Here is a 12,688-nt window from a genome sequence, read left to right as displayed (position 1 = left end):
ATTCACACTCAGGAACGAGAACCTATTTAAGTATCAACTTTGAGCTTTGGATTCGCCGATAATTCAATCATTCAAAACTCAAAACTGAGAACTTAAAATTCATTCCTCAAAAAACCTAATGACCTTTAGTTGAGTGCTTCTGAGCGCTGCTTATTAATGTCAGCAATCAATTCTGCCAACTCGCTACTGTCCGCATGGTAGACCTTACCGCAGAAGTGACAGGTAGCTTCAGCCCCGTTGTCCTTTTCAATCATGTCTTGCAGTTCTTCCGTGCCCAACATTTTCAACGCACCCAGCATACGGTTGTAAGTGCATGGGCAGTAGAAGCGAATATCTGGACTCTCTGCCTCAGACAGAATTTCCAAGTCCAGATCGCCCACCAGAGACTCAAAGATATCCGGCAGAGTATGGTTGCTGCGGAGCTTGGGAGTGAAGTCTGAAAGCGTTCCTACACGGGACTCTAGTAGCGAAATGAGAGATTCATCGCGAGCGGCCTTAGGCATGACTTGCAACAGCAGACCGCCAGATGCCTCGACTCCATTCTCATCGACAAAAACGCCTAACGCTAGGGCTGATGGGGTCTGTTCAGAAGTGGCGAGATAATAGGTCAAATCTTCGCCAATTTCTCCAGAAATCAGCTCAACCGTACTGGAGTACGGTTGTCCATAGCCAACATCGCGAACAACATAAAGATAGCCGTTGCGCCCGATCGCGCCCCCTACATTTAATGTGCCGTTGGGTGAAGGCGGCAGCTCAACCGAGGGATCATCGACATAACCTCGAACAGCGCCGTCTAAACCCGCATCAACCATGACGCCACCTAAGGGGCCGTCGCCTTTAATCCGAAGATTGATTCGAGATTCGGCCCGCTTCATGCTGGAAACCAGTAACAGGCCAGCAGACATGGCTCTACCTAAAGCAGCAGTACCTACGTAAGTTAAATTGTGGCGTTTACGTGCATCTTCTACCAAATCAGTGGTGATCGTACCGACAATCCGGATGCCGCCGTTGGCTGCGGTTGCCCGAAGGAGTTGATCTGCCATTCTGGTGCCCTAGTCTTACGTCGTCATTTTTCACTAACTTCCATTGTAGAAAGTTTTTTAGGATGAATGAAATGCTTTCTGTCGGAGCCTGGCAAGCCGAATCAGCACCTTTAACCTCGTTCCGCTTTCAAGCGATCGCCAATGGCTACACCCTTACCAATATGGCTATCCAAAAAGGTGGAAAGGGCTTGGATAGCTCGGAGCGCAGTCTGAATTCGCGCACGCTTTTTGCCTGCTCCTGTTTCTAAATAGAACAGAATTAGGCGATCGAACCAAACTCGTTGCTCGGGCTGTTGTAACAGCTCACAAAATTCACGGTAGGTCATGAGACGTTTGTGGGCTGCTAGATACACATCATTGCCGATGCTGGGTTGAATGACATAGAAAACGCCTAATTCCTGTAAAAAAGCTTGACTGACCTGAAACAACAGCGTCATCAGCTCTGTATCACTACCTTTAGCAAGCCGTAAATAAGGAATATTGTCCCTGACTTGTTTGATAGCAAAAAATAGGCAGGCAGTGATGTAGCAAGTAGAGACAAGATAGCAGCCTTCACTGTTGAACCATGCGGCTTCCTGCTTGGAGACATCGCTGGGCTGCGTCACGAACAGGAGCGCAGCAGCGGATCCGTGGGTGTCAATCCCGTCGGCAATTTCGCTCAGACGAACATAAGCCTCCTCTAGCCAGAGTCGCAGAGGATTGAGGTAGATGAGATTGATTTTGTTGCGACTAGCCTCGCTCTCTTCACGCTGACTGTTGTAACGAGCAATGCGGGTTTTGAGGTAGTCTTGCAGGGATGGCAGGATGAATGCGGTGTAAATACCCGCCAGAACGGTGAACAAAAGGGTCGCAATTCCCGCAAGCATCGTCATTTCCTGTCCGCTCAACAACTTCTGCGAAAGCCATCATTTTGCCTCATTTCACCGGTCAGTGATGGTGGCCTTTAAATCGATGGATCTGCAATCTCAATATTGCCGTTAGGTAGCAGCAGAATTTGAAGGGTTTGAGGAGTATCGGTCGAAAAGACCGCAGTGCCCGGTTCAGGAATGCCGGTACGATCGCGATATTGTGCAGAGAGATCATCTGCCGGTTGGACGTCTATCAAAGTCCCATCAGCCGCTATGGTCAGCATATAGGTTAAGGTTTCGTCGGGAAAGTCTGGATGAGGCCAGCGATCGCGGATTTGCTCAATTAGGATGTCCAATGAGAAAACTGCGGGGCTAGCATCAACGCGAGCAGATGATCCTGATGAGGGCATCTCTTCGCTAGCGATCGATAACGAACTCTGAGTGTCAGTAGGCGGTGAGGGCTGTTCTGATTCCTGCTCGTCGAGACCTTCAGGACGGGCTAAAAACTGCTCGTCCCCTGTTTCTGCAGCATCCTCGGCTAGAGTTTCATCCTCAGCTAGACTCTCATCCCCCTCCGTAGCTATCTCTGGACTAGGCGCAGGAGGAAGTTGAGATGGTGCGGTTTGGGCAATCGTAGGCGTTTCTGGGGCTTCTGGTTCCGGTACGGTCTCTTGCTCCAGTTCAGCTTCCATAGGCCTATCTGCATCGGCTGCTGGGGAAGATGTATCTTGAGGAGCCGGTTTATTAGTCCTGCGTTCCTCATTGTCTGCTGGTGATTGAGTTGGGGAGGGCCTATTTTTGGGGGCGTTATCGGTGGTAGGAGCATCCGAGCGTTCAACCGGCTCGGATGCCTCTTCACTCGGTTCCGCTATTGAGCGATTCTCAATCTCATCGGATTCCACTGCTTCAGAAGCTATCTCTGGGCTGTCTGCTCGGTCATCTAGGGGCTGCGATCGCGGACGTTGTTCTTCTGCTCTATTGATTGTTTGGGGTGCCGCTTCAATGACGGCTGTCTCTGACGCAGTGTCCAGACTTGTTTGAGGAGAGCGATAGGTAGACCAGATTGCGGTTGTGATACCTACAGCGGCTACCATTCCAGCGGCAGTTGTGCCCCATGACCGCCACAATGGTCGCTGCCTTTGCGGAGCAATAGCGACGGGCAGCGGTCGAAATTGGGTCTCAAGCTGATTCAGAACATTCCCCAGATCGGATAGCTGAATTGCTCCTAAAGAAAGAGTGGTCGCACCCGTCGTCGTCCGCAGTTGCCCAAGATGCAGCGTACATTGGGTCAAACTGTTGGATTCTACATAGGGCAAGTTGGAGAGGCTACGATTCGAGTCATCAATTCCCGTCAGCTGCGATTGAATGTAGATCTGGACAGCTTCTACTAACGGTAAAAACGAGTCGCGATCGCCTTGAATTTCAACGCCTTCATTCGTCTCGTCTAGGTTACGAACCTGGAGCTGATAGCGTAAGACTTGCACCACAGGCTTATCTGACCACTGCGAAATCGCAGCTTCCCGCGCCATCACGTCTAAAGTGACAGTTGGTGTCTCGTAATGTAGGGGAATCAGCTGAGTCGTTGAGGTCATTGCTATGCAGATGCAGAGTTAGCGCGATCGCTCCAGTAGGGCTAGCCATAGCCGTCGCTCACCACCAGACTGACTGTAGAACAATAGGTCAATGAGTAGCTTCAGCGCTAAATCCCGTAGAGACTCAGGAATGGGAGCATTGTCGGAAATCATACGGTCTTCATAGAAGTTGCTAAACGCATCTAAATAATCACCGAGCAGCGCCACTCGATGGGGTGGTTTTTTCCGTGCAGTTGCCTCCTCTAAAAGCGTGACAGCCTGACGAATTTTTTGCTGATGCTGCTGGGCTAAGTAAGCGCTAACAAGCACCAAACCACGAGCTTCATCGACATCAAGTTTTTTGCGACCCTGACCCTTACGCAAAGGGCTTGCCTGTCGTAGCCGCCACAGGGTGACGCGATCGCTCATCAGCGCTTCTACCCCGGTCTGCTTAGCAACCTCCAGCATGGCCTCAGAACCAACGCCAGTAAGCGATTCCAACGCCAGCAATACCAAATCGAGCTGCGCTTTGATGCTGTCCAACTGTTCTGGTGAGGGCGTTTCCCCAAGATTGCTAACCGGATTTGACGACGACTGAAACTCCACGACTTCGCCACAACTCTAAGGTATAGAGTAGCGGTTGAGGGAGGCGTTGGGTTACGGAAATGGAAACCTGACTAAAATCGAGTGTTAGCAAAGAAAAGAAGAATGGAGAAAATCTTACAGGTACAGAGACTACCGAAGCGAATATGCGCCACTATCTCTAAAACTCAATTTGCATAGCATCTACGGCAGCCTTGAGCTGTGGCAAATAGTTCGCAACTACATTCCAGATAATTTCCAAGTCTACATCCAAGTACTGGTGGGCTAAAAAATTACGAAAGTCACTCACCTGCCGCCAGTCGACTTCAATGTGAGCTGCTTTCCAAGCATCTGGAAGTTGGCGAGTGGATTCGCACATCACCTCTAGATTTCGAATAACAGCATCTTGGGTTTTGGTATCTGCCATGAAAGCCGCCTTGCCTTCAACCGTGTAAACTTCAATTCGGTCGACACAGTCCGCGATATGGACCAGGTAGAGACGGCTATCTTTCATAAGACCTGAGCTTCTGCCAACACCTTATCGCGGATGTAATAGTGCAATGACTTTTCGGTCACGACGTCCACCTTTCGGTCCAGTAAGTCTTCCAAATCCCGGATGAGTCCGACTGGAAACCAGGGGCTAAGTTTTTCTCCCAAATCTACTAAAAAGTCAATGTCGCTATCTGCTGTTTCTTCTCCACGCACAACTGAACCAAACACTCTGACGTTGCACGCACCATGTTTCACAGCTAGCCCTAGAATCTCTCTCCGTTGGGCTTGTAGGATTGAGCGGGTTGTATTAAAAGAACTATTCATTGTTTTGGGTTCACCAACCTTTTCGTAGTATTCAAATGTCACCTTGATCTTTCTACATGGCGATGACATCAGCCTTCGCGCTTTACAAGATGGCTGCAGTTGAGGACTGTTGAAGTTGCCTTCTAGAGTCAATAAACAACAACTCGCAGGGTTACGCTTCGCTTTAGCAGGGCTCTGTCTAGAAGGTTTTACCTAGCATGCACCTATGTTTACAGGGTGTATGCAAAGTTGTTGACTAACATGCCGGGGACTAGAGTGCCGCCAAGATCACGATAACCGTAGCTGCCGACTTCGGGGATAAAGGTGAGGTCTTGGGTAAGAGCAATCAGGTTTTCACCCCAAAAGTTATAGAGGCTTTCGTCGAATCGGAGATTTTCGATGGGGGCGATGATCTTGCCATTTTCGACCCAGAAACAGGCATAGCGGGTCATCCCTGTAATGCGCCCGTTGGGCCGATCGCTCCAGTTCAAATAGTGCAGGTTCGAGACATAGAGACCGGTATCCAGGGCGCTCAAAATATCGCTGGTGGCCAGGGTACCGGGGGAGAGGACGGGCGATCGCAAATACTCACCTCCTGCTGCATAGGTTGAAGGAATGTCATATTCTTTAGCCGTTCGGGCGCTGACCAGGGTGTTGACCAGTTGCCCCGATTCAATCAGTGGCATGGTAGTCGGTGCCAGCTCACCATACTGATTGAAGCGAGGCACTTGACCTTGAGAGAAGTCCTCCGTCAGGTGAACCTGATTTGAAAGTGTCTGCTCCTGACGCCGTAAAGCTCCCAGCGCACTACCACCCCGACGAATTGCGGCCTCGCTAATGCCTCCCCATGACAGCATGCTGACTAAATCTGCTACTGCACTTGGAGCCAAATAAGTCCGATACTGCCCCCTTTCCAGCTGTCGCGGTGTCTGCGCCATCTGTTTCAGCAGGGTTTGAGACACCCCCAGAGTGTCGGCATAGCTTGTATCGTCCCACGTTCGCCCAGCGTAGGTGCCTTTGACGGCCTGGCCTGACGCGGTAAACAGAGAATAGTCCAAAGTAAAGGTCGCAGTCTCAAACCAGTGACGCTGTCCGGCAGAGTCTGCATACGCTCGAACAGAGCGTCCCCCAGCGTAGAGTCCGGCAGCGTCAATGCCAGCCATCTTAGCCATGATGGTGGGTGCGACAGCAGTGCTAGCGAGCAGGTCTCCTGAGTAAACCTCTCGGCTTTGAGCGTCCCCCTCTGGCAGCACCAGATAGGAATCTTCTGGTAAATCGGGTAATTCTTCGCGCAACGTTTGTAGGGCTGCGAGCAACAGTGGCCAATCGGTTGCTTTCTCTCCGGTGAAGGTGACCGACTCAGTTGCTGATCGCTGTTGCCCCATCAGTGTCAGAGTCAAGTCTCCGTTCTCAACACTGCCTGTTTGCCGCACCTTCGCATGATTGAAGCGAGTAAACTGGCTTTCCTCAGCGACCAAACTTAACGTCAGTGACTCGTCCTCATTCAGTTGAGGTATCAGAGCGTCGATGAGCTGATTGAACGTTGTTTCCCAAGTCTGCATCAGCTTACACCTCCAAAAACTTCAATCGTGTTGAACGCACAGACTGGAGCTCCATGGCCCACTCGAATGACTTGGTTGGGTTCCCCTTTGCCACAAAAAGGTGTACCAAACATTTGCCAAGTGCTGCGATCGCCCACTTGAGCCAAGCTGCCCCAGAATTGGGGTGTAGTCGCTCGATAGTTGGGGTTTCGCAGGGTTTCGGCAAGCTGCCCATTGCGGATACGCTTGGCATACTCACAACCAAATTGGAATTTGTATCGCTGATCGTCAATTGACCAAGAACGGTTGGCTTCCATGTATACACCGTCTTCAATAGCGCCAATGATTTGAGCAAAAGAGCGATCTCCGGGTTCCACATTAATATTTGCCATGCGATCAATCGGTGGACGATCCCAAGATGTTGCACGGGCACACGCGACTCCTGGTACGCCCAATCGCATTTGACTTTCGCGGCTTCCTAAGCCTCGCTGCAATACCCCTTCGTGAATCAAGTACTGCTTCTCTGCGACTACTCCTGTGTCATCAAAGGCATAGCTCGCAAATTCCTGCTCCACGGTTGGATCAAAGGTGACGTTGAGCAACTTTGACCCATATCGCAGGTTGCCAAAATCAGCTGGCTGAACAAAGCTACCGCCGGCATAATTGCGCTCATCCCCCAAAATGCGATCCAGTTCTAACGGATGTCCGATGCTTTCGTGAATTTGCAGCATCATTTGATCAGGAGCCAGAACCAGCGTCGTCGTCATCTCAGGACACTCGTCTGCGGTCAGCAATTCAACCGCCTGCTCGCCTGTGCGCTGAACGGCTTCCCAAACTAAGTCGCCCTGCTCAAAAAATTCCCATCCGCCTTGATAGCTGTGACCTCGACCGTTGTTAGTCCGCGTTTGAACGATCGCCCCATCTTGTGCAGTGGCCCCATAACTGGGCGTGAACAACGAAAAATGCTGGTGAATCTGAGTCCCGCTGCTGCTGACCAGCCAGGTATCGACTTCCTTGGCGCTAATGCTGGCGCTGGCTTGCACAATCTTGTCTGAAACTTTCAGCCCCTGGCAGATCCGAGATAACAGGTCGTGAGCCTCCGCTGTGCTAAGCGTGCGGAGAGGTTTTTCAACAAAGGAGTGATAAGCGCCCATGCCATCAGGACGAACGCTGGTATCGAAGGCATAAATTTGCCAAGGAAGAGCAGCTTGAGCTTGCTGGAAAGCCTGTTCTGCTGCCTGCCGTAGTCCTTCCACAGTCAATCGATTGGTAGCTGCGTAGCCAATCTGCCCCTGCACTAGCACTTCCACCATTGCCCCTTGGTCGACTGAGCGTCGATTGCTTTCAGGGTTACCGTCCCGTTGCGATCGATAGACGCTCTCCTCTCGCAGGGCACGAATGCCAATCCAATCAGCAGCGAGATCCAGAGAAGCGATCGCGTCTTTCAACAAATCAATCGGATCAGCGGTAGTGCGTAGAGGAGTTGCAGTCACAGTGATCTCCAGGTTCGTGAATCGTTTTCTATTCTAAGTAAAGAAATCGCCGTCCGTAGAGCAAAGCTGTTTGTCCTTACTTTGAGGAATCACGCTTTTAATCGCCACGCAGTCCCTGCCGAAAGGCTTTTGCCGCTGCCAACGGACTTGGATTCTGAAGGCAGCGCGTCAGCAAATCAATATCTAGATCGGGTAAAACTTCGCTTCGAGAAATCTCTTCATAGCCAGCAGTCTCAGCCAACTGTTCGGCTGCTCCTTCTCTTTGGTAGTACAAAGTGAGGTCATTATTCTGCCAAAACCAGACTTCTCGAACCCCTAAACGGCGGTACAGTTCGAGGCGATTAATGCTGCCGCTAGTCACAATGACCTCAATCGCCAGATCGGGGAAATCTTTATCCGTTTCAATGCAGTAACTTTCGTCAGGTTCTCCCCCAGCACTTTTTTCAGGTCTCCTAAGTGTTGTAGACCCCATCGGAAAATATTCAGTGTTTGTGCTCAGAAAGTAGATTAAGAGTAGATCCCCTATGCGAGTTTTCCCACTTTCATGACGGCGACTAGGAGCCACGATTTCTAATATTCCTTCCAGGTAATGTACTCGGTAGGGAGACTTCTCGCCGATATCTGCCAGGAGCGCTTCGTACTGTGACCAGCTCACCTCATTAAAGATCCGTCGCTCTTCAGGTGCTTCAACCGCCAATTTTTCGGACAAATCGTTCAGGAGAATCATGGTGTTGCCCTTGCTGCTTGCATCTAGTTTAAGACTGAATCAGGAGGAGATCGCGACGTCCAAACATCAAAGCAGAACAGGGTCAAATGTAGCTTTAGTCTAGGACTCTGACTCTTCACCTGCCCTAAGCACAATGGCTTTGACGACAATCAACGTTTTTCTTGATTAAGGGCACAATTATGGCAATATCGGTGGCATTTCTACTTTGCTGCGATTAAACTGAGGCGGCATCCTGAAGTGCACCAATCTTCTGAGTGTTACATGGCGTTTTCTGCTGCTGAGTAAAGCTTTCTATTCAACTCATTGGGGAACTTGTTAAATTTTCGCGAATTAAGTACATTTGTTTTAACTGCTATAGCCCTAGCCAGTGCACATTAAGCGCGTAGAACTGTCTCATTTCAAGTCATTCGGTGGTACGACTGCGGTACCACTGCTGCCTGGTTTTACTGTTATTTCAGGGCCTAACGGCTCTGGAAAGTCCAATATTTTGGATGCTTTGCTGTTCGCATTGGGGCTTGCAAGTTCTCGTGGGATGAGAGCGGATCGTCTTCCTGATTTGGTTAATCAAAGTCATATAGGTCGCCGTTCAACGGCTGAGGCGACTGTGACGGTCACTTTTGACATTACCGATGTGGCTTCGGAGTTGTTGATGAATGACGACTCAGGTGCAGAGGGCAATTCTGAAACGGTTGATATTGAGGTGGTCGAGAAATCGTCGAGTGAGGATGAGGTCGTTCCAGCAAGCGATGAAGCGATCGCTGATTCTGACAGCAAAGTCGTTCCCCTCCATACTTCTCCTCGCGAATGGACAGTGACTCGGCGGCTGCGGGTCACTAACCAGGGCACTTATACCTCCAACTATTACGTCAACGGTGATCCCTGTACGCTAACAGAACTGCATGAGCAGCTACAGCGATTTCACGTGTATCCGGAAGGTTACAACGTCGTTTTGCAGGGAGATGTCACTAGCATCATCTCTATGAACTCCCGTGAGCGGCGAGAGATCATTGATGAGCTGGCAGGAGTTGCCTCCTTTGACCGCAAAATTAATCAGGCGTTAGAGAAGCTAGAGATTGTCCGAGAGCGGGAGGAACGCTTTCGGGTGGTTGAGCGTGAGCTGATTGTGCAGCGCGATCGCCTGGCCCAGGATCGCATCAAAGCCGAGAAATATCAGCGACTCAAAGCGGAACTACACACTCGTATGGAATGGGAGGCCGTTCTGGGGTGGCGACAACAGCAGCAGCAAGTTGTCAGGTTGCAGCAGAATATCCAAAAAGATGGTGAAGCGATTCAACAGTTCACTACTCAAATACAGCAGTTGACAGAGACACTGCAAGCCACAACTCAAGAGCTGGATGTGTTGAATGCGCGAGTTAAGGCTCTAGGTGAAGACGAACACTTGGCGTTGCAGTCTCAGCTAGCCACTCAAGAGGCAGAGATGCGTCAACTTCAGCGCCAGCAGCAGACCTTGATCACTGAGAGTCAAACAACTGCCGCTAAACTACGGCAGGGGCAGATTTCTCTGCAGGAGCACCAGCAAACCGCAGCTCGCTTGGTTGAAGAATTGCAGGTCCTGCAGCAGGGTGAGTTGGTAGCGCTGACGCGGGAACGGGATGCAGCCCAGGTAGCCCTGGCTGATAAGCGAGAGGCTACGAGCGCGATCGCCAGTGCCTCCCAAGCATGGGTGGAAGAGCAAACCCAACGTCGTCGCCGGCTTGAAGATTTATTGGCGACACTGGAACCTCAGCGATCAGAACAAGTGCGGCTGCAGGAGCGCGTCAGCCAACTAACCCAGCAGATTGAAGAACTCACGGTCAATGTGCGTGAGTTGGCTCAGCAGATGGAGGCGCAGAGTGGTGCTGGTCCAGCTAGCGGAACTGCCCAAGATGGTGAAGCTCAAGTCCAGCAGTTGGCTCAAGCTCTAGCTGCCGCTGAGCAGGAACTGAAGGTGCAGCGAGAAACACAGCAGCGCTTACTGCAAGAGCAGCGGGATAAGCAACGCCAACTCGACAAAATCGAAGCGCAGGCACAAGCGTTGCAAGAAAGTCAGGGTACCCATGCTACTCAGATTTTGATTGATACTGGCTTACCGGGTATCTGTGGTCTGGTGGCTCAGCTGGGACGGGTCGAACCCCGGTTTCAGCTGGCCTTAGAAATTGCGGCTGGCGGACGTTTAGGATATTTAGTGGTCGAAAATGATCAAGTTGCCTCTCAGGGAATTGCGCTGCTGAAGAAACAGCGAGCAGGTCGAGCGACATTTCTGCCCTTAAATGCCATTCGCGTGCCTAAAATTACTCGCATTCCTGACTGGAAACGTCCAGATGGCTTACTAGACTACGCTGTTGACATCATTGACTGCGACGATCGCTACCGCAAAGTATTTGAATTCATTTTTGGCAGCACCGCCGTTTTCGATACGCTGCAAAGTGCACGAGCGCATTTGGGCAAGCAGCGCATGGTCACCCTGGATGGCGAACTGTTGGAAGCTAGCGGTGCGATGACGGGAGGGAGCCTGAGCAAGCAGCGGGGCCGCTTGCATTTTGGGACTGTGGAAGCTGGGGAATCTGAAGAGGCGATCGTACTCAGGAATCGCCTGTCCGAAATTGAGCAGATTCTCAGCCATTGCGAACAGCGTATTGCTGCCGGCACAGTAGCGGTCAAAGAGACGTCCGATGCTTTTGTGGAAGCGCGGCAGCAGCACCGCGAACAACAACTGCAAACGGAGCAGATGCAAAAGCAATTGCGGCAACTTCAGCAGCAGCGAGCACAGGGTGAAGCTCGTCTAGCTCAATATCAACAAGAACTGACTACCGCTCAAAGCCGACTGGTGGAGCTGGCAGAACAGCTCCCTGTGCAAGAGGCTGAGTTGCAGGCTGAACGGGACGCTCTAGCAGCTCTCGAAGATTCTCAAACTCATAGTGAATGGCAGCAAGCTCAGTCAGAAGTGCAGGCGTTAGAACAGCAGCTGAGCGATCGCCAGGCTATGCTACAGGCTGCGGAAAAGCGCCTACAGACTTTTCAGTCGCAACAAGAACGGACTCAGATTACGATTCAGCAACAGCAGGAACAGATTGCGGCTAGCCAGCAACAGCAGCTCCAGCAGGAGGAACAGCGTCAGAAACTGGAAGCTCAACAGGCTGAACTCGCAGAAGCCACGCAGCAAACTCGACAAAAGTTGAGAGCATTAGACGAGACGTTGGCGTCAGAAAAAGGGAATCGCGATCAAGTCGAAGCACAACTGCGGCAGCAGCAGACAGACAAACAGCAGATTGAATGGCAGCGTGAAAAACGAACTGAAACGCGACAAGAGCGACAGCAGCAGCTGACCATATTGGAGGCAGAACTTGCCACTCAAGCCGCAGAGTTGCCGGAAAATTTGCCGGAAATCCCAGCTGAGACTGATTTAGAAGCCGTGAAAAAGCAGATTCGATCGCTACAACGGCGCCTAGAAGCCCTGGAACCTGTCAACATGCTGGCGTTGGAGGAGTATAACCAGACTCAGACTCGTTTAGAGGATCTGTCTGACAAATTGGGGACGCTGCAAGAGGAGCGTACTGAGCTTCTGCTTCGCATCGAAAATTTCACCACCCTACGACAGCAGGCGTTTCAAGAAGCCTTTGACGCCGTCAACGAAAATTTCAGCGATATCTTTGCCAAGCTTTCTGATGGGGACGGTTACCTCCAATTGGATGATCCTCAAAACCCTTTCAATGGAGGGTTAAACCTTGTAGCTCATCCCAAAGGAAAACCCGTTCGCCGTTTGGCTTCAATGTCTGGGGGTGAGAAGTCACTGACCGCACTGAGCTTTATTTTTGCTCTGCAACGATATCGCCCCTCCCCGTTCTATGCCTTCGACGAAGTGGACATGTTCTTGGATGGTGCAAACGTAGAGCGACTGTCAAAAATGATTAAACAGCAGGCGCAGCAGGCACAATTCATTGTTGTTAGCTTGCGACGTCCTATGATCGAATCAGCTCAACGTACGATTGGTGTGACTCAAGCACGAGGCGCTTATACTCAAGTATTAGGGATCAACCTAGAGGCACAAAGTGCGTCCATGTAGATCTGTTAAGATCGAAATCCCTCGA

The 12,688-nt window shown here is 51.0% G+C and carries 10 protein-coding genes; 1 reads left to right on the top strand and 9 read right to left on the bottom strand.

What is annotated here, in order from left to right; genetic code table 11:
* Positions 1-125 precede the first annotated feature (125 nt).
* The 9 genes from hslO to PN498_RS19225 all read right to left on the bottom strand — a co-directional run bounded on the left by hslO (position 126) and on the right by PN498_RS19225 (position 8,600).
* Positions 126-1,043 (bottom strand): Hsp33 family molecular chaperone HslO, encoded by a 918-nt coding sequence (gene hslO, locus PN498_RS19265; RefSeq protein WP_272064879.1) that lies wholly within the window; start codon positions 1,041-1,043, stop codon positions 126-128.
* Between the two features lie 110 nt (positions 1,044-1,153).
* Positions 1,154-1,909: a hypothetical protein gene (locus tag PN498_RS19260; RefSeq protein WP_272064878.1), complete on the bottom strand. Its 756-nt coding sequence runs from the start codon at positions 1,907-1,909 to the stop codon at positions 1,154-1,156.
* A 77-nt stretch (positions 1,910-1,986) separates the two neighbouring features.
* Entirely contained in the window at positions 1,987-3,483 is a 1,497-nt protein-coding gene (locus PN498_RS19255) for a DUF4335 domain-containing protein (protein WP_272064876.1), read from the bottom strand.
* Positions 3,484-3,501: 18 nt separating this feature from the next.
* The gene (locus PN498_RS19250; RefSeq protein WP_272064874.1) at positions 3,502-4,068 is read right to left on the bottom strand and encodes a DUF3038 domain-containing protein; all 567 of its coding nucleotides are present in this window, start codon (positions 4,066-4,068) and stop codon (positions 3,502-3,504) included.
* Positions 4,069-4,225: 157 nt separating this feature from the next.
* The gene (locus PN498_RS19245; RefSeq protein WP_272064872.1) at positions 4,226-4,558 is read right to left on the bottom strand and encodes a HepT-like ribonuclease domain-containing protein; all 333 of its coding nucleotides are present in this window, start codon (positions 4,556-4,558) and stop codon (positions 4,226-4,228) included.
* On the bottom strand, positions 4,555-4,860 hold the full coding sequence (locus PN498_RS19240; protein ID WP_272064871.1) for a nucleotidyltransferase family protein: 306 nt from the start codon (positions 4,858-4,860) through the stop codon (positions 4,555-4,557). The genes PN498_RS19245 and PN498_RS19240 overlap by 4 nt, the downstream gene beginning before the upstream one ends.
* Before the next feature lie 209 nt (positions 4,861-5,069).
* Positions 5,070-6,401 (bottom strand): TldD/PmbA family protein, encoded by a 1,332-nt coding sequence (locus tag PN498_RS19235; protein WP_272064869.1) that lies wholly within the window; start codon positions 6,399-6,401, stop codon positions 5,070-5,072.
* Positions 6,401-7,873 carry a TldD/PmbA family protein gene (locus tag PN498_RS19230; RefSeq protein WP_272064868.1) on the bottom strand — a complete coding sequence of 491 codons (1,473 nt, stop codon included), beginning with the start codon at positions 7,871-7,873 and terminating at the stop codon, positions 6,401-6,403. The genes PN498_RS19235 and PN498_RS19230 overlap by 1 nt, the downstream gene beginning before the upstream one ends.
* A 97-nt stretch (positions 7,874-7,970) precedes the next feature.
* On the bottom strand, positions 7,971-8,600 hold the full coding sequence (locus PN498_RS19225; protein ID WP_272064867.1) for a Uma2 family endonuclease: 630 nt from the start codon (positions 8,598-8,600) through the stop codon (positions 7,971-7,973).
* Between the two features lie 367 nt (positions 8,601-8,967).
* Here PN498_RS19225 and smc point away from each other — a divergent pair, with 367 nt between their 5' ends.
* Positions 8,968-12,663, top strand: coding sequence for a chromosome segregation protein SMC (smc, locus tag PN498_RS19220; RefSeq protein ID WP_272064866.1), 3,696 nt, complete (start codon positions 8,968-8,970; stop codon positions 12,661-12,663).
* Positions 12,664-12,688 lie beyond the last annotated feature (25 nt).

The organism is Oscillatoria sp. CS-180, from assembly GCF_028330965.1.
Taxonomy (GTDB): domain Bacteria; phylum Cyanobacteriota; class Cyanobacteriia; order Phormidesmidales; family Phormidesmidaceae; genus Halomicronema.
Note: the sequence above shows the minus strand (reverse complement) of the source record. Positions and strands in the feature narration are given on the sequence as shown.